The organism is Brotaphodocola sp. (assembly GCF_983179755.1).
Genome location: NZ_CFAHBC010000022.1, coordinates 20,371 through 41,205 on the forward strand (window position 1 = coordinate 20,371; position 20,835 = coordinate 41,205).

Genomic DNA, 20,835 nt, shown 5'->3' on the forward strand with positions numbered 1-20,835 from the left:
CTGACTGCCGTTTTTCGCGACATTCAGCGTCTTTTGTTTAATTTTATTCTGTTTAATTATTTTGTTTCGCTTTGTTTACTTCTTTTTACTTCGCATTCTCTGAAGAAATCTCCGGAAGAATCTTCTCAATCACCTCACTCGGATGATCGATCACATACTGCGGATGGAAGGATTCAAGTTCTGCGCGCGGACGGAATCCCCAGCTCACACCGACGGTTGTGAGTCCTGCCCCGAGTCCTGTCTTCATATCGGTGTTCGTATCACCAAAATAGAGTCCATGCTCCGGTGTCTCACCAAATATATCGAGAATCCGCAGAACACCCGCCGGATCTGGCTTTTTCGGAATTCCGGGCTGTTCTCCGGCAATATAGTCAAAATAGCCTTTTCCAAACACATGCTCAATATTTTCAACTGTGCGAGCATGCGGTTTGTTGGAGAGAACCGCAATCCGGATCTTTCTCTTTTTCAGTTCTTCAAGAAGTTCCGGGATTCCCTCATACGGCTTGACCTCGTACAGACAATGCTCTGCAAAAATCTCTGTGTACAGAGTAAGGCTCTGCTCATAATGCTCGAGTTTTTCATCTCCACTGTAACGCAAAGCCCGCTCCATCTGACACTTGTATCCATCTCCGACAAACTGGCGAATCTGCTCCTCACCGACCGGCGGATAGCCAAAATGCTTGAGCACCAGATTTGTCGTGTAATTTAAAGCCTTGAGCGTATTTAAAAGCGTTCCATCCAGATCAAAAATACAGTACCGAATCATCATCCATTCCTCCCAGACGAAAGTAAAAAAGTAAGTTACAGCACTCCCTGCAAGAACAGCAGAACAATCAACAGCGGAAGCACATATTTTGCATAGGCGCGCATCCACTTCGGTATCTTCATACCTGCACCCTGGTTCGCCTCTTTCTGGTAATTCTCATATCCCCAGCCGAGTTTCCAGGTACAGAACAACAGGTAAATCAGCGATCCAAGCGGAAGCAGAAGGTTGCTGACGATGAAATCCTCAAGATCAAGAATCGCAGTACCGGCTCCCATCGGCTCAATACCGGACAGCAGGTTGTAACCCAGCGCACACGGCAGAGAGAGCACAAACAACAGTACCAGATTCATCAACGAAGATTTCTTTCTGTCCATATGGAACAACTCCATATCGCAGGCAATGATATTCTCAAACACTGCGATAACCGTGGAAAAGGCCGCAAACGCCATGAACAGGAAGAACAGGCTTCCCCAGATTCGACCACCTGCCATCGATGCAAAAACATTCGGCAGAGTGATAAAGATCAGGCTCGGACCGCTGTCCGGATTTACTCCAAATGCGAAGCAAGCCGGGAAAATGATCAGACCTGCCATGATTGCAACAAAGGTGTCAAGAATTCCGACATTGACTGCCTCACCGAGCAAGGTGTTCTTCTTGTCAAGATAACTTCCAAAGATTGCCATCGCGCCGATACCAAGGCTCAATGTAAAGAAGGACTGGTTCATCGCTGCCACAATCACATTTCCGATTCCAACCTCACCTGCGCGCTTGAAATCCGGCAGAAGGTAGAATTTCAGGCCCTCTGAACCACCCGGAAGCATCATTCCGTGAACTGCAAGCACAATAATCAGGCAGAGAAGTCCCATCATCATGCATTTTGTGATTCGTTCTACGCCATTCTGAAGTCCCTGTACGCAGACAAGAATTCCAAGCACAATGACGATTCCCATCCAGAACACATTTTGACCCGGACTTGCGAGCATTCCACCAAAAACATTCTGAACGCCATCTGCATCCTTACCGGAAAAAGCTCCTATAAGGAACTTATAAAAATAGTTAAACATCCATCCTGCTACGGTCGTATAGTACATCATCAGCATATAGTTGCCGAAAAGCGCAACATAACCGTGCAGATGCCATTTCTGTCCCGGACGCTCGAGCGCCTGATATGCTTTTACCGGACTCTTGTGACTTGCACGTCCCACCGAGAACTCCATCGAAAGCACCGGAACTCCCATCAGTGCCAGAAAGATCAGGTAAAACAGTACAAATACACCGCCCCCGTTCTGTCCGGTCACATACGGAAATCTCCACACGTTTCCGATTCCGATGGCACATCCTGCTGAAAGCAACAGGAAACCAAGTCTTGATCCAAAAGTTTCTCTCTGTTCCATTTCTTTTCGTTTTCCTCTTCCATATCCATTTTCTTTTTCATTGAATGTCAGAATAAAATCATTGCTCCCTGTCAATCAATCAAATTCTTGCATTCTCACTTTCCCATACGGGTAACCGACTCGGTAATCAGCTGTTTAAACAGCGGAGCCACACGGTCAGCGGTCTCCTTGACTTCCTCATGTGTGAGTGGCTGGTCGCTCATTCCAGCTCCCATATTGGAAATACAGGAAATTCCGCAGACCTTCATTCCCATATGGTTTGCCGCAATCGCCTCGCACGCCGTGCTCATTCCAACCGCATCACCGCCGAGAATCCGACACATCTTTACCTCATGCGGGCTCTCAAAATTCGGTCCGGTGAGCTGAATATACGTTCCCTCTTTGAGATCAATATTCAGATCTTTTGCAGTCTGGCGAATGATCTCACACAGATTCTTGTTATAGATCTCACTCATATCCGGGAAGCGCAGACCAAGCTCCTCAATATTGGGTCCGATGAGCGGAGACGGCACAAAATTCGCAATCTGGTCGGTGATCATCATGAAATCGCCAGCCTTGTAGTCAAAGTTGACTCCACCCGCTGCATTCGTCAGGAACAGGATATCCGCGCCCATCATCTTCATCAGACGAGTCGGAAGTACCACATCCTCCATCGAGTATCCCTCGTAGTAATGCACACGACCCTGCATGATCACAACCGGAACCTCATTGACATAACCGAATACAAAACGTCCCTTGTGTCCGCTCACCGTCGATACCGGGAATCCATCGATCTCATGGTAATCAAGTGTTGTCTCAATCTTGATTCCATCCGCATAGTCTCCAAGACCAGATCCAAGAATCAGTGCCACCTTCGGGGTGAAATTCACTTTCTTCTTAAAGCACTCGTAGCAGTTTAAAAGACGCTCATAAGCCTTTGTCATAAATATCTTCTCCTTTTCTTATCAATTGCCTGTTTTTGTTTCTTTGACTCTTACCTTTTCTGATCCGTGCCACAGAGATTCCTCAGGCGCCCCCTTTATTTCTGTATAGATGCCTATTAAGTATACCGTTCCGATGGACATTCGTCAAGAAGCTTGCCAATTCTGGCACAGATTCCGACACAAAAAGAAGACCTTGCTAACCACGAGCACAAGGTCTCCCGAAAATCTTTTAAAGCACCTTATTCCCTATGCTTCCTTCTCCTCTTTTGCATCCTCAATCAGGCGCATACCCGCAGTTGAGGTCACCGGAAGAGAAAATACAATCGTTCCTGCCTTGCTCTTCACGCCGGCGTCTCTCATGATCGCCTGCATGATGTCGTTTTTCTGCTCCTTCTTGACAACAATCAGGACGACATCTTTTTCTGCGACGAGCACAACCCCGAGGAAATGCTCTGCGCGCTCCATTCCTGTTCCCTTCGCATGAATCACCGTGCCACCGGAGGCCCCCGCACTCCGCGCTGCATCCATCACCATCTCGGTATAGCCCTGATTGGAAATCGCAATCAACAGCTCGTATCTGGTATCCTTCAAGATCGACTCCTCCTCTTTCTCAAAATTCTGATTTTCCGTAAGGAACTGCAACGCCCTCTTTCCTCCGATGCTTGAAAGAGGAATGATAAATGCCACTCCCATTCCCGGAAGGTCAATTCTCATTTTCGTCTGAAGCCCCATCTTGATCTTCTTCCAGACACTCTTCGTCACAAATGACCAGATCAGTGCCTTTTCCGAGCTCTCTAAACCGAGCAGATTCAGCGTCTCATTCCCGGCTGTTCCACGTCCGACTGTTCCAAAGGAGATCGTCAATCCTTCTTCCTGATAAAAGTTCTGAAATTTCCGGTACATCGACCGATTTGTGATCGTCATCATCATATACAGTTCGCTCATATTCGATCTAATCCCACCTCTCTCCTGCACATTATTTTCCTCACACGTTAATGCCGTATGCCCATTTCCATTTTATCTTATCTTTCATGTACCTTTTTATTTTCTTAATTTCTACACCGTTATTTACAGCTCAATGATTGCATCCTCATCCAGCAAATCCCAGGCTGTTGCGCCTGCCGGAAGCGGTGCTCTTCCCTTTGCCTTCTTGCTCTTGAGCTGGAAAATCATACCGAGAATCTGAATCGTAATTAGCGGTGTCATCGCAACCATTGCGACCACGCCAAACGCATCCTGCACAATATTTCCGCCAACGGCACTGCACGCCCCCTGTGCTAGCGGAAGCAGAAACGTCGCAGTCATCGGACCGGAGGCAACACCACCCGAATCAAATGCGATTGCCGTGAAAATCTTTGGCACAAAGAACGAGAGTCCGATCGCAATCCCGTATCCGGGAATCAAAATCCAAAGAATCGGAATTCCCGTGAGCACGCGAAGCATCGCAATTCCAACCGAGCATGCCACACCGATCGAGAGACTCGCACCCATCGCACTCGCCGGGATTGCTCCGTCCGTGATCTCCTCCACCTGCTTGTTGAGCACATAGACTGCGGGCTCTGCCTTTACGATAAAATAACCGATTAACATGCCGATCGGTACGATAATCCATCGATACGGAAGGCTTGCAAGTACCTCGCCGAGATACGTTCCCGCCGGCATGAAGCCGACATTTGCACCCGTCAGAAACAATATAAGACCCACATAAGTATACACAAGACCAATTCCGATTCTCGTCAATGAGCGTTTGCCAATCTTTAAGACAAACACCTGAAAAAGCCCAAAAAATCCAAGGATCGGAAGCAGAGAAACCGCAATCTCCTTTAAATACTCCGGAAGTTCTTCCATAAACATTCCTGCCAGCTCTACCGAATCCGCAACGGTATGGATCTGAGTGACTGCGTATGTACTGTTCTCCGGCTGATAGATTTTCACGAGAAGAAGCACTGCAAGGATCGGACCAACCGAGCACAGAGCAACAAGACCGAAGCTGTCGGAGGCTGCATGGCGGTCACCGCGGACTGCCGAGATACCGGCTCCAAGCGCAAGAATAAACGGCACGGTCATCGGTCCTGTCGTCACTCCGCCTGAGTCAAATGCAACACCGATAAAATCTTTCGGAATCTGAGATGCCAGAAGAAAGACAAAGGCATAACAGCCAACAAGGAGCGGAGGAAGCGCAATGCCAAGAAGCATACGAAGCAGGGCAATCGCAAGAAAAATCCCGACACCAACTGCGACCGCAAGAATTAACGTCATATTGGGGATCGAGGGCACCTGTCCCGCAAGTACCTGAAGATCCGGCTCTGAGATCGTGATCACAAAACCGAGCGCAAATGTCACTGCCGTCAACACCAGAAGACTCCGGCACTTAGACAGACTTGAGCCGACACGCTCTCCCATCGGACTCATCGACATCTCCGCTCCCAGTGTAAAAAACATCATTCCGACAATCAGCAAGACCGCTCCGCACAGGAAACATAACAAAATTCCCGGCGAGATCGGAGCGACTGTAAAGCAGAGCACCAGCACAATCGCAATGATCGGAAGCACTGCACTGAGAGCTTCCTGCAATTTTTCATGTAATTTTGTCTTCTCTCTGATCAACTTCTTCCTCCTTCACTCTTCGCTTTCTATTTTTTGTTTCTGTCCCAACTTAAGCAAAATCTCATTTTGGTTTGAGACCTTATTGTAACATAAAATCTGTGAAGATTCTGTGATTGTTAAGAAACTTTAACGGAAAAAGGAACTGCTCTCACAGTCCCTTTTCCATCTCCCGCTTCGAGATCTCAAGAAATTTTCTTGCGCTCAGCGGAAGCTCTTCTTCTTTTCGGTATGCCGCCACAAGTTGCCAGAGTGCATGCACGCTCCGATCGATCGGGAAATACTCAAGCCCCTCTGTTCCCGAAAATAGAGTCAGATACGAGCGCGGGAGGAAGGTCGCCCCAAGTCCCGCTGCGACAAGGCGTTTCGTCGTCTCCATGCTCTTTGAAACATATCTCACATCCGGAATGATTCCCGCGCGATTCAGGATCTGATCCCCGACAAGACGTAGTTTCTGTCTGCTCTCGACAAGAATAAATGGCTCCTGCGCAAGCAGAGAGATCTGAACCGCCGTCAGAGGTTGATTCTTCTGAAATGGAAATCTGCCGTGCCAGCTCATCGGAAGCACCAGATAGAACGGGTCTTCGAGAAACTTTTCATACTGAAGTCCCGGGGACTCCTCCTGAAAATGCATCACACAGAAATCCACTTTTTTCTGAAACAGCAGACGCTCAAGCTCCATAGAATTATTTTCGCGGAACTTGACCTGAATCCCCGGATAGAGCTCCGAAAACTCCGGAAGCACCGCCGGGAGCACATAGGCGGCGAGATTGACCGGAATTCCAACCGTCAAAATTCCTTTTTTCATCTGTTGGTATGCCTCAAGCTCCACGCGCATCTGGCGCGAAAGTGCCTGCACCCGCTCAAGCCGATCGAGAATGATCCCTCCTGCTACTGTCTCCTCGACGCCCTCACTCGTTCTCAAAAACAGCGAGATTCCGAGGCTTTCCTCGATTTGAATCACCGCCTGACTCAGCGACGGCTGTGCGATAAAAAGCTCATCCGCTGCCCGGGAAATATTTTTCTGCTGGCGAATCTCAATCAGATAGCGGACATCACTCTCTGTCCACTCGCGCAAGTAGGAAGTCTCAATATTCCCGAGTGTGCGAATTTTCATAAAGATCTCTCGAATCCTTCTGCCAAATGCCAGAACAACCTCTCCCTCCGGTGTCGGCACAACGCCACTGTGACTGCGCCGAAACAGAGTCACTCCGAGTTCTTCCCCGACGGACCGGACAACCCGGTTTAAAGTCGAGGCATCGCGCTTGAGCAGAGAGGAAGCCTTCTGGATGCTTCCCTGCTCTGCAATCGTCTCAAGGTAACGCAGTTGCCGTTCATTCATCTTCTCTCTTCCCCTCTTTCTTCTGTAATAACCAAAATCTCCAAACTAAAATCTTTTATCTCAGCAAATCTCTCCGGCTGTGATACGTTGTGTGAAGCAGTTTGTGGGAGCGCTCACCGAGCGGTTCTCCGAGATACTCCTCGTAAAGTCTCTGCACATACGGATTCTCATGGGATTTGCGGATCGGCAGGCTTCTGTCCTCCTCATAGATTGCGCGTCTTCTCTCTGCAAGAATCCGGCGCGTCTTCGGCGCATTTCCGCCACCTCCGATACATCCGCCCTCGCACGCCATGACCTCAATGAACTGATATGGGGAGGTTCCCGCCTTGACTTCATCGAGCACCTTTCTCGCATTGCTCAGAGCATGAACGACTGCGACGCGAACCTTCATTCCATTGAGATCGATCTCCGCTTCACGGATTCCCTCTGTTCCACGCACCTGGTCAAACTCGAGACGCGGTAAAGTTTCTCCGGTTACAACCTCATAGACCGTGCGCAGAGCTGCCTCCATCACACCGCCGGTCGTTCCAAAGATCTGACCGGCTCCGCTTCCGAGACCGAACGGGCTGTCAAATTCCTGATCCTCGAGATCGTCAAAATGAATTCCTGCGGTGCGGATCATCTTCGCAAGCTCCTCAACCGTGATCGAGATGTCGACATCCTGATAACCGCTGTCACACATCTCCGAGCGCTTGCACTCAAATTTCTTTGCGGTACACGGCATGACAGAGACACTGCAAATATTCTTCGGATCGATCTCTGCTTTCTTCGCGTAGTAAGTCTTGATCACAGCGCCGAACATCTGCTGTGGGGACTTTGCGCTCGAGAGATGAGAGAGCTGTTCGTAACCATAGGTCTCACAGTACTTGACCCACGCCGGACAGCACGAGGTCATCATCGGGAGAGTTCCACCATTTTTCAGGCGATTTAAGAACTCATTTCCCTCCTCCATAATCGTCAGATCTGCGGTGAAATCCGAGTCGAACACTTTTGAAAATCCGATTTTTCGCATTGCGTGGATGATTTTTCCTGTCGTCACCGTGCCGGGTGCATAGCCAAGAGACTCCGCGAGCGTGATGCGCACCGACGGCGCTATCTGAGCGACAACGTGTTTTCCCTTTGCGATCTGATCGTAAACCTCATCCGTATTGTCACGGATTGAGAGTGCACCGACCGGGCAGACCTGAATACACTGACCGCAGTTGACACAGCAGGTATCGACGAGCTTCTTGCCATACGGCGGAACCACTGCGGTTCCATATCCACGATTCTCTTTTGCCATAACCGTGATTCCCTGTCCCTTTGTGCACGCCTCGACACAGCGTCCGCAGAGAATGCACTTGCTCATATCACGGACAATCGACGGTGACGAATCGTCAAACCGACTCTCTCTCACATCGCGCTCATAGCGGTTCGGGCGATTCATATTTAAGTCGCGCGCCACTTTCTGAAGCTGACATTTTCCATTCTTGGAGCAGACGAGACAGTCCTGTGGATGTCTTGCGAGAATCAGCTCCATGATGTTCTTTCTTGCCTTGATGACCTTCGGGGATGCCGTCTTGACTACCATTCCCTCCGAGACCGGCATACTGCATGCGGTCGGCAGAAGGCGCTGTCCCTCGACCTCGACCACACAGATTCGACAGACTGCCTTGACAGCCTGATCTTCATGATGGCAGAGCGTAGGGATGTGAACGTTGAGCCTTCTGGCTGCCTCCAAGATCGTCGTTCCCTCCTCTACCGCAATCGCTTCTCCATCTATCGTCAGATTAATCATACTGCATCGTCCTCCTCACTGCACACATGGCAGTATTCCCGGTCAATATGGCGCAGATAACAAGAATAAAAGTTCTGGATACTGCTCGTCACCGGAACTGCTGTGGAGTGACCAAGTCCACACAGTGCGGTCAGACGCATCGTCTCTGCCAGATCCTCAATCGTTTCAATGTCCCGGATGCTTCCGCGTCCCTCCGCGATCTTGCAGATCAGCTGATAGAGTCGCGTACCGCCCTCTCGGCACGGTGTACATTTTCCACAGGACTCATCCTTAAAGAATTCCAGGTTGTTTCGCACAATATCAATGATGCAGTTGCGATCATCCATCACAAGGATCGTTCCACATCCGAGACGACCGCCCGAGTTTGACACCTGATCGATGTCGAGCGTCATGTCGATCTGGGACGCGTTGATGATTGCACCGGATGCACCACCGGTCTGAACCGCAAGCAGCTCGCGACCTTCCTCCATGCCACCGCAGACCTCATAGATCAGATCCTTTAAATTGATTCCCATCGGGAACTCAAAAACACCTCGGCGCTTGACATTTCCGCAGACCGTAAACAGCTTTGTGCCCGGGCTGTTGTCGGTTCCGATTGTGCGGTACCACTCCCAGCCGTTCCGAAAGATCGGTGCAATATTTGCGAGTGTCTCGACGTTGTTGAGCACCGTCGGCTTTCCGAAAAGACCTGAGATACCCGGAAACGGCGGGCGGAATCTCGGCTCTCCTCGTTTTCCCTCGATCGATTCAAAGAGTGCGGTCTCCTCACCGCAGACGTAAGCGCCTGCACCGGAGCGGAGCTTGATGTCAAAGTCAAATCCGCTTCCCATGATGTTATTTCCCAGACAATGCTCCTCTCTCGAGGATTCCAACGCCTGCTCAAGTACCGGAACAAGGTAGGCATACTCGGCGCGCAGATAGATGAAACCGACATGGGCATTGACTGCCTTTGCGACGATCGCCATTCCCTCAAAGACCGCACACGGATCACAGGAGAGAAGAATACGGTCTTTGTTTGTTCCCGGCTCTCCCTCATCGGCGTTGCAGACGATGTATTTCACATCACCCGGAGCGTCATAGGCAAACTGGATTTTGCGGAAGGTCGGGAAACCTGCGCCTCCGCGTCCGCGAAGCCCTGCAAGGCGAAGCTCCTCGATGATCTCCGCTCCGGTCATTGAGAGTGCCCGCTTGAGCGCCTCATATCCACTGGTCGCGATGTACTCGGATGCCTTTCTCGGATTGATTTTTCCACGATTTCTCAAAAGAATCTGTCGCTCTTCCATCTCCTACACCTCCCCGCGGATATACCGCTTCACGATATCCCGGACACTCTCCGGTGTCAGGTTGACGTAAGCCTTCTCATTGATCATGATTGCCGGTGACTGCTCGCACACGCCGAGACACGGACAATATTCAAGCGTAAATCTCCGATCCTCCGTCGTCTCACCCATCTTGATCTGAAGCAGATCTTCCAGTGCCCGGACAATCTCTTTTGCGCCACGCACATGACAAGGAGCACTCTTGCACATGCGGATCACATATTTTCCGCGCGGTTTTACGGAAAGCATCGCATAGAACGTGACAAAACTGTAAACCTGCGTCTGCGGGATATCCATCTCTCGCGCAATCACCGAGGCAACTGATGCAGAAAATGCCGGTTCAATCTTTTGAACCTTTGTAATCACCTTCATCAGCATCTCCGGTCTCCCTTTGTAGTGGGAAGCAATCTCCGCAATCTTCACCAGCTGGGATGACGGGGTCTTGTAACTGTAATTCTCCTCTTCTCTCATCCGGACTCTTCTCCTTTCAAAACAGGTCTGAAACATAGCCCTTGCTTGTCCAACAAAATCTCTTATCGAATATTTTCTTAAATATTCTCTCTGACCTGCCCGTTTTTTCTGAAAATAAGTATAGGAGAAGATGCACTTTACGTCTAATATGGAAAATGCGTGCCATGTTATAGATTTTATGCGTTTTTATTTATTTTTTATCATTAACAAGTGCATGAAATCTATGTTTGTTAAAAAACAAACGACAGTCATCTAAGTCCTCAGGTAATAATAGTCTCAGCTTAGATAACTGCCGTATCCGTAAAATAATAAACAATAATAAACGCTCCAGCAGTGAGTAAGTTCCTGCAAACCCGTGTGAGACGTCGGTGTTTAGACTGCGTATTTTGCAGTCTTATGCACCGTTACGTCGAACCCGGAGTGAAAACGAGTTTGCAGAACTTTGCTCACTGTCGGAGCGGAACTATCACCATTATAATCCTCACAACATAAAAGCTCTCATCAATTCGCAAACTGGCTGTTATACAGCGTTGCGTAGAATCCATTCTTTGCAAGCAGGCTTTCGTGATTGCCCTGCTCGATGATATGACCATCCTTCATCACAAGGATCACATCTGCCTCGCGGATCGTCGACAGACGGTGAGCAACGATAAAGCTCGTTCTTCCCTGCATCATCGTTGCAAATGCTTTCTGGATTCGAATCTCGGTCATTGTATCGATCGACGAGGTTGCCTCATCGAGAATCAGCATCGGAGGCAGGCAGAGCATCACACGCGCGATACACAGAAGCTGTTTCTGACCCTGAGACAGGTTTCCGCCGTCCTCAGAGATCACCGTATCATATCCCTGTGGCATACGCTTGATGAAGCTGTGTGCATGGGCGGATTTTGCTGCCTGAATCATCTCTTCCTCGGTTGCATCCGGCTTGCCGTAGCAGATATTCTCGCGGATTGTACCGGACTTGAGCCAGGTCTCCTGAAGCACCATTCCGTAGCTTGCGCGCAGGCTCTTTCTCGTCGCATGGCGAATATCCGTTCCGGACACCTTGATCGAACCGTCATTCACGTCATAGAAGCGCATCAGCAGGTTGATGATCGTCGTCTTTCCACATCCGGTCGGTCCGACAAGTGCAATTCTCTGACCCGGCTTTACGTCAAGGTTCAGATCCTCAATCAGCGGAACTTCCGGCACATAGGAGAATTTTACATGGTCGAGTGTTACACTTCCGTCCACATGGTCGAGTGTCACTGCGTCTGCATCCTCTGCCTTGAATGCCGGCTCATCGATGAGCTCAAGGACACGGGCTGCACACGCAAGTGCATTCTGAAGCTCAGTCACAACACCGGAGATCTCATTGAACGGCTTTGTGTACTGATTTGCATAGCTCAAGAAAATCGAGAGCTGACCGACACTGAGCATTCCGCGGATCGCTGCAAATGCACCGACAACACCGACACTCGCATATACCATGCTGTTGACGAAACGTGTTGACGGATTCGTGATCGAGGAGAAGAAAATTGCGCGCAGACTGCATTTCTGAAGACGGGAGTTGATCTCCTCAAAGCGCTTCTGCGCCTCATCCTCATAGCCAAATGCCTGTACCACCTTCTCATTTCCAATCATCTCATTGACGAGGGAGGTCATCTCACCTCGGGTCTGAGACTGGAGTTTGAACATCGAAAACGTCTTCTTCGCAATGAAACTTGCAACAAACAGAGAAAGCGGAGTTACCAGTACCACGACAAGAGTGATGATCGGATTGACAATCAGCATGAAACCGAGAGTTCCGAGAATCGTCAGCACACCGGTGAACAGCTGGGTAAAGCCCATCAGAAGTCCATCGGAGAACTGATCAATATCCGCGATGATTCGGCTGATGATATCACCGTCCTGATGAGAATCCAGATAAGACAGCGGAAGTTCTTCAAGATGATTGAATGCCTTGGTACGAATATCTTTTACAACCTGGAACGTGATCTTGTTATTGATATGGTTCATCAGCCACTGTGCGCCTGCTGTGATACAGATCACAATTGCAACTTTTCTGAGGATTACAAAAAGTCCTGCAAAATCCACCTGATCCTGTCCGACAATCAGATCCACACCGTTACCGATCAGAATCGGAGCATACAGCGTCGTCGCCACAGTCACTCCCGCAAGCACAAGAGACAGCAGGACCAGCCATTTGTAAATACCGATGTAATTCAAAATCCGCTTGAGTGTGGATTTGTGTTTTCCAAAATCAATTTTCTGCTTTGCCATCTCACTTCACCTCCTCTTTGGAAAGCTGGGACAGACAGATCTCCTTATAAATCTCACAGGATTCAAGAAGCTCTGCATGAGTGCCACAGCCTGCCATCTTTCCATCGTCGAGAACAACGATCTGATCGGCATTCTTGATCGTCGTCGCACGCTGAGAGACGATAAAGACCGTCATGCCGTCCGTGTTCTCCCGGATTGCATGGCGAAGCTTTGCATCCGTCGCAAAGTCGAGCGCGGAAGCACTGTCATCCATGATCAGAATCTCCGGATTTCTGACAAGCGCACGCGCAATCGTCAGACGCTGGCGCTGACCACCCGAGAGATTGCGTCCGTTCTGCTCAATGAACAGATTCAGACCCTTGCCCTTTCCGTCGACAAACTCTCTCGCCTGAGCAATGTCAAGTGCGCGGTAGATCTCCTCATCCGTCGCATCCTTCTTGCCCCATCTCATATTTTCACGGAGTGTTCCCTCAAACAGAACCGCCTTCTGCGGAACGACACCGATGCGATTGCGCAGATCTTTGAGTGCATACTCGCGCACATCCACGCCATCGATGCTCACACTTCCCTGACGCACATCGTAAAAACGCGGAATCAGGTTGACAAGTGAAGATTTTCCAGAGCCTGTTCCTCCGATGACGCCGATTGTCTGTCCGCGCTTCACGGTCAGGTTGATGTCGGTGAGGGAATCCTCTTTTGCATTTTTATACGCAAAATCCACATGATTGAAGACAACGGCATCAACAGGATTTCCCTCGGATTTTGCAGAATCTGCTGTCTTTGCATTCGGCACCTCCTTGATACTGCTTTCCGTATCGAAAACTTTGTTGACACGGTTTGCGCACGCGAGTGCCTTGGAAATCGAGACAATCAGGTTTGCCATCTTGATCAGCTCAACAAGAATCTGGGACATGTAGTTGACAAGAGCTACGGTCTGACCCTGGGTGATGATACCCTGATTTACCTGTTTTCCGGCAATCCAGACGATCGCGATCGTCGCACCGTTGATAATCACATAAGTCACCGGATTCATCATTGCAGAAATCTTTCCGACAAAAATCTGCATATCAACAAGCAGGCTGTTCTCCTGATCGAAATTCTTGATCTCATCCTCCTGACGGTTAAATGCACGGATGACGCGCACACCGGTCAGGTTCTCTCTCGTCGAACGGGTCACACTGTCGAGCTGTCGCTGTACCTTCTTATAAAGTGGCATACTCACAAGCATGATACCGAAGACTACGACACTCAGTGCCGGAATCGCGACAACAAACACAAGTGCTGCCTTCACGTTGACCGTAAATGCCATAACCATCGCACCGAAGACGATGAACGGGGAACGCAGAAGCAGACGCAGTGCCAGATTCAGTCCGGACTGCACCTGGTTAATATCACTCGTCATTCGCGTGATCAGCGTCGCCGTTCCCATCGTATCCTGCTCACTGTACGACAACATTCCAATATGTTTAAACAGATCTCTTCTCAGTGCTGTCGAGACTCCTACCGCCGACTTTGCAGCAAAATACTGCGCGGTCAGAGAACAGGTGAGTCCGATCGCAGCGAGAAGCAGTAAAAGTCCGCCCATCTTTACGATATAGCTTCCGTTCTGATCGCGGATGCCGACATCGATGATCTGTGCCATGACGAGCGGGACAAAGAGTTCAAAGCTGGCTTCCAGCATTTTGAACAGCGGTGCAAGAATACTCTCGCGCCGGTACTCCTTTAAGTACTTCAGCAATCGCTTCATAACCTACAACCCTCCAGTAAAAATATCGTTACAATTCACCAATACAGTGTTATCAGTATACCACCGCATGCATAAAAAATCTAGCTACGATTATTATCTGAGTCTCATTATAAATTCTTTCTGTCCGCAATTTGTGGGAATCGATGGGGATTCTTGTACTTTTTTTCTTCCCATGATAATATAATACTGATAATGTAATACACACGGCACATACCCATTCAAGTGCCCGCAATCACCGGAGTAAATTATTTATGATAATCAATCTGATCCTGCTATTTAAACGAATTTGGAAAATATGGAAGAAGTACACGGAGGATGAAGTCACCGTCTATGCGGCTCAGGCATCCTTTTTTATCGTGATCGCTTTTTTTCCATTTATTATGTTGCTTTTGACAACGCTTCAGTTCATCCCCAATGTCAACAAGTCTGACCTGCTGACACTCCTTGTGAAAATCATGCCAAACATGCTCGACTCCCTCGTCGTCGGGATTGTCGATGACCTCTACATCAAGTCGCCGGCAACCATCCTCTCGCTCTCCGCAGTCTCGACGCTCTGGTCTTCCGCCCGCGGAATGCTCAGCATTGAGCGCGGACTGAATCGAATCTATGGAATCACAGAAAAGCGCAGTTACCTTCTTCGCCGTCTGATCTGCTCATTCTACACGCTGATCCTCATGGCAGTCTGTGTCTTCGCGCTCGTGCTCCTCGTCCTCGGAAATGCGATCCACGCTCTGGCGGTTCGCCTGTTTCCATTTTTGAATCCCCTGCTCACCAATGTCATCAGTCTGCGAAACTTAAGTGCTCTCGTCCTGTTTTTTGCGTTCTTTGTGGGGCTCTACTCAGTTGTTCCTACTAAACATCAAAAGCCCCGAAATCAGATTTCCGGGGCTCTGTTTTCCACCGTATGCTGGTTGGGATTTTCATACGGATTTTCGTTATACTTTTCAAATTTCAGCAACTTCTCGTACATGTACGGAAGCCTGACGGCGATCGTTCTGCTGATGCTGTGGCTCTATTTTTGTATCTGTATCCTGTTTATCGGGGCAGAAATCAACTGTTGCACAAGCCAGGACCTTACCAATCACAAATAATCTTCCAATTTATTAAGATAAGCACAAAACCCATTTACCTGGTCTAATTCTGCTCGAGGATCTGCTCCCCCGTGATCAGCGGATAGCGGATCAGATCTTTTCCGTCCAGATTTTCGCGGTGCATATGAACTGCCGTGATCTGGTGGTTTTCATACGTTGTATAATAGTAAATCCCCTTGCTCGCATTGCAGCAGGAAGTATAGAGCGTGATCTCATATTTCCCATCTGCGACCTCACAGCATCCGCGTTGCTGATCCACCGATCCTAAAATGTGGAAAAACTGGCTGACACTCTCCTTCTCGGAATCTCCGGAAACAGCATGCATCTTTGTAAACGCGACCCGAACAAATCGGGACATCGACGAGAGATCTCCCGGAAGTCCAAGTGCTCCCATGCCACGGCTGTATGTGTGCAGAGAAAGCTCATCGGAAAACTGGTTGGTCGGCTGTTTGGGAGAGAGATGCATGTAGTTATTCAGCTGAAACATCTGCTGTTCAAATGGCGGATTGTTCGTCAGCGCCCCGACCGGATTGTCATAAATATGAAGCCCATCACTCATCGATTCCACGGTGATTGCCCCAGTCTCATCCGCAATGATCCAGTGCAGAGGAGACGTCGGAAGTCCCTCACTGAATGGCGTCTTCGTCAGATTGATGCGAGAAAGCAAAGTCTTCGCCTCCTCAAGCGTTGCACAATTTCCAAGAATCCATGGGATGAACTCAAACTGCGTGATATTGTCTTTTCCTTCTTTTTCCTCCTGGTAAACGGCATTTCCGACGAAATTCAGTCCTGCCATTCCAAGTCCCTTCTCATTGATCGCATCATAGTAAAGCGGATACGCCCCCGCCACATGTGCCATTCCGATTATGGCATATTTTGTCTGAAACACATTTTCCTGTAAATTTCTGTGTGGATGACGGAGCACAAATCCATATCCTCTCGGTGTGATCGTCACCTCATCCCCGTAGGAAAACTCATAATCCAAAGTCCGTCCCATATAAAAATCTTTTGTCTGGTAGGTTACTGCTGTACACATCGTTTCTTCTTCCTCTCTTCTTCCTAAATTATTCGGGTGTGAGTTTTTTAATTTTTTATCCACCTGTTTCAAAGTGATATAACTCAGAGTGGATATTCTCCTCCTCGCGTCGACTTAAACGTTATCGTGACGCAAGACGGGTAAGGCAACGCAAACCCTACTCACACCCCAACGCCTTCCCTATCATCTCAAACTCATCAAGACGAATACAGCTCTTGATTTCTTCTTTCTTCAATTTCTCCCGGCACTCCTGATAATCCATCCACCGAACACTCTCGACTTCTTCATTCTGTAGTTTCAGATTTTCGATCTGAACCGGTTCCTGATACAGATAGACTGCGCTGATTTCATGATCTTTAAACGGCTGTCCGTGAAAAACTGCCTCGCTTTTTGCCTGATGCATGCCGATAAAATGAAGCTGATCGGCTGTCGCCCGAATTCCAAGCTCCTCTCTCAGCTCGCGCACTGCCGTCGGCAGATACTCCTCCCCCGCCGACAAATGCCCCGCTGATGAGATGTCATAGCACCCCGGATACGAATCTTTCTGCTCACTCCGCTTTTGAAGAAGCACCTCATATCCGCATCCGCCATTTGCATTCGGGCGAACCACCCAGATATGCGCCGTTCCATGCGGACTTCCGTCCCGATGCGCGACCCCCCGCTCCCTGCGAACTCCGGTCTTTTCCCCTGTCTTTTCATCAAGCACATCAAAAAGTTCCATCTCTTTTCCATCGAGCGAAGCAGAAACCAGACCGCCTTTTCCATCATAGACAAGCTTGAGCGAGAAAAAGTCGGATCTCTCATTTAATAATCGGAAAAAGATCTTGTCTCCCTCCCAGATGTTCAGTTTGAGCGCTTCCTCCTTATCGACCCACGCAAGCTCGCCCTCGTCGCACGCAATCGGCTCTCCCGTAAATGCATCTGCGGTGAACAGCGACATATACTCTGTCTCACCATCTCCAGAAACAAAGGTCACAATCGCACGATACTTCCACGAAGTCAGCGTGTATCCAGTCTCCTCCCGGACTTCCCGAAGCACACACTCCTCCGGACTCTCATCCGCCTCAAAATGCCCTCCAACTCCGATCCATTTATCCTTATTTATATCATTCTTTTTTACGGTTCGGTGCAACATCAAATATTGACCGTCTTTCTCTATATAACACAAGGTGCTCAACGAGATCATTTTTTCTCTATCTCCTCTCCACTGGCAAATTATTTCTTCTTGCCAATCTTGTCTCACCAAAAAGTGAACTACCCCGACTTAAAAAATCCGGTTTCTTACATAGCAAACAGCAAAAGGGAGCCGGTTTTCTGACTCCGACTCCCTCCATTATATCACATACTCGCACACTCGTGCTAGCGCACTTATCGCGCACTTATTGCATATTTATCGCACGTTTATCTGCCCGATCACACAGGCGTGATAACTCTCTCTCCCTCTTATTTCTCAATCTCGCGAATCAGATTTACCATCTCAATCGCACTCAGTGCACAGTCATATCCCTTATTTCCTGCCTTTGTTCCCGCACGCTCAATCGCCTGCTCAATATTTTCTGTTGTCAGGATACCGAAGAGAACCGGAATTCCGCTATCCAGAGATACGCTCGCGATTCCCTTTGATACCTCGTTGCACACATAATCGTAATGGCTTGTATTTCCGCGGATCACAGCACCCACACAGATGACCGCATCGTACTTTCCACTCTTTGCCATCTTCGACGCGATCAGCGGAATCTCAAATGCTCCCGGCACCCACGCAACATCAACCTGCGCCTCGTCCACGTTGTGACGTTTAAGACCGTCGAGTGCACCACCGACAAGCTTGTTCGTGATAAACTCATTGAAACGGCTTGCTACGATTCCCACACGAATTCCCTCTGCTACTACTTTTCCTTCCAGTACTCTCATGATTATTTCCTCCATTTTCTTGTTTTCTTCATCTTTTCTTGTTTTCACAATTTTTTATCTCATTTTCTATTTGATTACTTTTTTATTACTGTCTGCTTTCTGATTTCTAAGTTTTTTATTTTTTCGAATCTTTGAGTTTCTAAGCAGGTTTACACGAATACTCTCTCCATGTCTTAAATATTTAACAGATGTCCCATTCTCTGCTGTTTGGTCTTCAGGTAAAACCGGTCATAGCGCGTCGCCTGCATCTCGATCGGAACCCGCTTTGTAATCTTCATTCCAAACTCTTCCAATTGGTAAACCTTATCCGGATTGTTCGTCAGAAGATTCAGGCTCTTTACGCCGAGATCACGAAGAATCTGCGCTCCGATGTAGTATTCTCTCTCATCTCCACCAAATCCGAGTGCAAGATTTGCCTCAAGCGTATCCATGCCTTTTTCCTGAAGCTCATAGGCTCTGAGCTTATTGATCAGACCGATTCCACGTCCTTCCTGACGCATATAGAGCAGAATTCCGCGTCCCTCTTTCTCAATCTGCGTCATTGCCGACGCAAACTGCTGTCCACAGTCACAGCGCAGAGAGCCAAACACATCTCCTGTCAGACATTCCGAGTGAACACGACAAAGCACATCCTTCCCATCTCCGATCTCGCCCTTCACAAGCGCAACGTGATGCTCTCCATTTAAGCGATTCACATAACCGTAAGCCGTAAATTCGCCGTATTTCGTCGGCATCTTTGTCACAGTCACTCGGTCAATCAGACAATCATGGATCTTTCGATATTCCTGAAGATCCTTGATTGTAATAAAGGTGAGATTCCATTTTTTCGCGAGTTCCCGAAGCTCTCCGGTTCGCATCATCGTACCGTCCTCTCTCATGATCTCACAGCAAAGTCCGCAGGCTTTAAGTCCCGCAAGACGACACAGATCCACCGTTGCCTCGGTGTGACCATTTCTCTCAAGCACACCATTTTTCTTTGCAAGAAGCGGAAACATATGACCCGGTCGTCTGAAATCCTCCGGTTTTGCATTCTCCGCGATGCAACACATCGCTGTCATTGAGCGCTCCTTTGCCGAAATTCCTGTTGTCGTCGTGATCGCATCGATTGAGACTGTAAACGCTGTTTCATGATTGTCGGTATTGTTAGCAACCATCTGTGGAATCTGAAGTTTTCTTACATATTCCTCCGACATCGGCATACAGATCAGTCCTTTTCCGTGTGTCGCCATGAAATTAATGTTCTCTGTCGTCGCAAATTCTCCTGCACAGATGAAATCTCCCTCATTTTCCCGATCCGGATCATCCGTCACCAGAATAATTTTTCCCGCGCGAAGATCCTCAAGTGCCTGCTCAATCGTATCAAACTTCTCTGTCTGTTTTATTTCCATCGCTGTTTCCTCCACCTTTTTTCTTTATTCAAATTTCTTTATCCAGGTCCAAGCAACGAATTCTCAATAAATCCTTGAATTCTTTTAAAAAATTCTTTTAAAATCCATATTTTTCAAGAAATTCTCTTGTCAGTCCACCACCATCTGTTCCACCTTTGGCTTCATCAGCTTGATCGGTCTTACTGGCTCCATTTTCTGTCGTGAGAAGACGCTCCACATATTTTCCAATCAGATCTGTTTCCAGATTGACCAGATCGCCTCTCTTTCGCTCCCCAAGTGTCGTCACCTGGGCGGTGTGCGGAATGATTGAGACAGAAAAATCTGTCGTTCCAACTTTAGCCACTGTCAGGCTGATTCCATCAATCGCGATCGACCCTTTTTCCACAATATAGCGCAAAAGTCTGGAACTTGCCTGAATTGTGTACCAGACAGCATTGTCATCTTTCCAAATCTCCTCAATCCGTCCAGTTCCATCGATATGACCGGAAACCATATGACCACCAAATCGTCCTCCCGCAAGCATCGCCCGCTCCAAATTTACCCGTTTTCCCGGTTTGGCATCTGATAATGAAGAGCGGTTCAGTGTCTCATGCATCACATCCGCCGTGAAGCGATTTTTCTGAAACGAGGTTACCGTCAGGCAGACTCCATTGACGGCAATGCTGTCTCCCAGATGCACATCCTCTAAAATGTGATCTGCACAGATCTCAAGGACTGCGGAGTGTGTGCCTTTTCTGACTGCGATCACACTTCCAACCTCCTCTATAATTCCTGTAAACACGTTTTCCTCATCTCCTCTCATTC

Annotated in this window: 17 protein-coding genes; 1 reads left to right on the top strand and 16 read right to left on the bottom strand. The window is 48.6% G+C overall.

All coding sequences use genetic code 11. The annotated features are described in order from the left end of the window. Positions 1-85: 85 nt before the first annotated feature. The 11 genes from AC4EVX_RS09030 to AC4EVX_RS09080 all read right to left on the bottom strand — a co-directional run bounded on the left by AC4EVX_RS09030 (position 86) and on the right by AC4EVX_RS09080 (position 14,605). Positions 86-766 (bottom strand): HAD-IA family hydrolase, encoded by a 681-nt coding sequence (locus tag AC4EVX_RS09030; protein WP_177977935.1) that lies wholly within the window; start codon positions 764-766, stop codon positions 86-88. A gap of 35 nt (positions 767-801) precedes the next feature. Next, a complete protein-coding gene (locus AC4EVX_RS09035; protein ID WP_177977930.1) occupies positions 802-2,160 on the bottom strand; it encodes a sodium-dependent transporter in 1,359 nt (452 codons plus the stop codon). Between the two features lie 95 nt (positions 2,161-2,255). Next, positions 2,256-3,083, bottom strand: coding sequence for a purine-nucleoside phosphorylase (locus AC4EVX_RS09040; RefSeq protein ID WP_177977931.1), 828 nt, complete (start codon positions 3,081-3,083; stop codon positions 2,256-2,258). A gap of 246 nt (positions 3,084-3,329) precedes the next feature. Further along, positions 3,330-4,028, bottom strand: a complete 699-nt coding sequence (locus AC4EVX_RS09045; protein WP_177977932.1) for a P-II family nitrogen regulator — start codon at positions 4,026-4,028, stop codon at positions 3,330-3,332. A gap of 123 nt (positions 4,029-4,151) precedes the next feature. Continuing rightward, positions 4,152-5,690, bottom strand: a complete 1,539-nt coding sequence (locus AC4EVX_RS09050) for a DUF1538 family protein (protein WP_177977933.1) — start codon at positions 5,688-5,690, stop codon at positions 4,152-4,154. A gap of 148 nt (positions 5,691-5,838) precedes the next feature. Then, positions 5,839-7,029: a LysR family transcriptional regulator gene (locus AC4EVX_RS09055; protein ID WP_490160045.1), complete on the bottom strand. Its 1,191-nt coding sequence runs from the start codon at positions 7,027-7,029 to the stop codon at positions 5,839-5,841. Positions 7,030-7,084: 55 nt separating this feature from the next. Then, positions 7,085-8,806 (bottom strand): NADH-dependent [FeFe] hydrogenase, group A6, encoded by a 1,722-nt coding sequence (locus AC4EVX_RS09060; RefSeq protein WP_490160046.1) that lies wholly within the window; start codon positions 8,804-8,806, stop codon positions 7,085-7,087. After that, positions 8,803-10,089, bottom strand: coding sequence for a complex I 51 kDa subunit family protein (locus tag AC4EVX_RS09065; protein ID WP_490160047.1), 1,287 nt, complete (start codon positions 10,087-10,089; stop codon positions 8,803-8,805). Before AC4EVX_RS09065 ends, AC4EVX_RS09060 begins: the two co-directional genes overlap by 4 nt. Positions 10,090-10,092: 3 nt before the next feature. After that, positions 10,093-10,596, bottom strand: coding sequence for an NADH-quinone oxidoreductase subunit NuoE family protein (locus AC4EVX_RS09070; protein WP_177977270.1), 504 nt, complete (start codon positions 10,594-10,596; stop codon positions 10,093-10,095). A 501-nt stretch (positions 10,597-11,097) separates the two neighbouring features. Continuing rightward, on the bottom strand, positions 11,098-12,858 hold the full coding sequence (locus AC4EVX_RS09075) for an ABC transporter transmembrane domain-containing protein (RefSeq protein ID WP_177977269.1): 1,761 nt from the start codon (positions 12,856-12,858) through the stop codon (positions 11,098-11,100). A gap of 1 nt (position 12,859) precedes the next feature. After that, positions 12,860-14,605, bottom strand: a complete 1,746-nt coding sequence (locus AC4EVX_RS09080; RefSeq protein ID WP_490160048.1) for an ABC transporter ATP-binding protein — start codon at positions 14,603-14,605, stop codon at positions 12,860-12,862. 254 nt (positions 14,606-14,859) lie between these two features. Between AC4EVX_RS09080 and AC4EVX_RS09085 the strand changes: the two genes are divergently transcribed. After that, complete coding sequence (locus tag AC4EVX_RS09085) at positions 14,860-15,696, top strand: YhjD/YihY/BrkB family envelope integrity protein (protein ID WP_177977275.1); 837 nt, start codon at positions 14,860-14,862, stop codon at positions 15,694-15,696. A 43-nt stretch (positions 15,697-15,739) separates the two neighbouring features. Here AC4EVX_RS09085 and bsh read toward each other — a convergent pair whose 3' ends face one another. The 5 genes from bsh to ribE form a co-directional block, all read right to left on the bottom strand. Then, positions 15,740-16,732 carry a choloylglycine hydrolase gene (bsh, locus tag AC4EVX_RS09090; RefSeq protein WP_177977267.1) on the bottom strand — a complete coding sequence of 331 codons (993 nt, stop codon included), beginning with the start codon at positions 16,730-16,732 and terminating at the stop codon, positions 15,740-15,742. 157 nt (positions 16,733-16,889) lie between these two features. Then, positions 16,890-17,918: an NUDIX domain-containing protein gene (locus tag AC4EVX_RS09095; RefSeq protein WP_490160049.1), complete on the bottom strand. Its 1,029-nt coding sequence runs from the start codon at positions 17,916-17,918 to the stop codon at positions 16,890-16,892. A 257-nt stretch (positions 17,919-18,175) separates the two neighbouring features. Then, the gene (gene ribH, locus AC4EVX_RS09100; RefSeq protein ID WP_177977265.1) at positions 18,176-18,643 is read right to left on the bottom strand and encodes a 6,7-dimethyl-8-ribityllumazine synthase; all 468 of its coding nucleotides are present in this window, start codon (positions 18,641-18,643) and stop codon (positions 18,176-18,178) included. Positions 18,644-18,816: 173 nt separating this feature from the next. Next, positions 18,817-20,031, bottom strand: a complete 1,215-nt coding sequence (locus AC4EVX_RS09105) for a bifunctional 3,4-dihydroxy-2-butanone-4-phosphate synthase/GTP cyclohydrolase II (RefSeq protein ID WP_177977264.1) — start codon at positions 20,029-20,031, stop codon at positions 18,817-18,819. 97 nt (positions 20,032-20,128) lie between these two features. Beyond that, complete coding sequence (gene ribE, locus AC4EVX_RS09110) at positions 20,129-20,812, bottom strand: riboflavin synthase (RefSeq protein WP_177977274.1); 684 nt, start codon at positions 20,810-20,812, stop codon at positions 20,129-20,131. Positions 20,813-20,835 lie beyond the last annotated feature (23 nt).

Coding starts and splice junctions, on each gene's coding strand:
- AC4EVX_RS09060 (WP_490160046.1), bottom strand. CDS start 8,806: ATGATTAATCTGACGATAGATGGAGAAGCGATTGCGGTAGAGGAGGGA.
- AC4EVX_RS09080 (WP_490160048.1), bottom strand. CDS start 14,605: ATGAAGCGATTGCTGAAGTACTTAAAGGAGTACCGGCGCGAGAGTATT.
- AC4EVX_RS09045 (WP_177977932.1), bottom strand. CDS start 4,028: ATGAGCGAACTGTATATGATGATGACGATCACAAATCGGTCGATGTAC.
- AC4EVX_RS09030 (WP_177977935.1), bottom strand. CDS start 766: ATGATTCGGTACTGTATTTTTGATCTGGATGGAACGCTTTTAAATACG.
- AC4EVX_RS09065 (WP_490160047.1), bottom strand. CDS start 10,089: ATGGAAGAGCGACAGATTCTTTTGAGAAATCGTGGAAAAATCAATCCG.
- AC4EVX_RS09070 (WP_177977270.1), bottom strand. CDS start 10,596: ATGAGAGAAGAGGAGAATTACAGTTACAAGACCCCGTCATCCCAGCTG.
- AC4EVX_RS09040 (WP_177977931.1), bottom strand. CDS start 3,083: ATGACAAAGGCTTATGAGCGTCTTTTAAACTGCTACGAGTGCTTTAAG.
- ribH (WP_177977265.1), bottom strand. CDS start 18,643: ATGAGAGTACTGGAAGGAAAAGTAGTAGCAGAGGGAATTCGTGTGGGA.
- AC4EVX_RS09075 (WP_177977269.1), bottom strand. CDS start 12,858: ATGGCAAAGCAGAAAATTGATTTTGGAAAACACAAATCCACACTCAAG.
- AC4EVX_RS09095 (WP_490160049.1), bottom strand. CDS start 17,918: ATGATCTCGTTGAGCACCTTGTGTTATATAGAGAAAGACGGTCAATAT.
- AC4EVX_RS09055 (WP_490160045.1), bottom strand. CDS start 7,029: ATGAATGAACGGCAACTGCGTTACCTTGAGACGATTGCAGAGCAGGGA.
- AC4EVX_RS09035 (WP_177977930.1), bottom strand. CDS start 2,160: ATGGAACAGAGAGAAACTTTTGGATCAAGACTTGGTTTCCTGTTGCTT.
- AC4EVX_RS09105 (WP_177977264.1), bottom strand. CDS start 20,031: ATGGAAATAAAACAGACAGAGAAGTTTGATACGATTGAGCAGGCACTT.
- bsh (WP_177977267.1), bottom strand. CDS start 16,732: ATGTGTACAGCAGTAACCTACCAGACAAAAGATTTTTATATGGGACGG.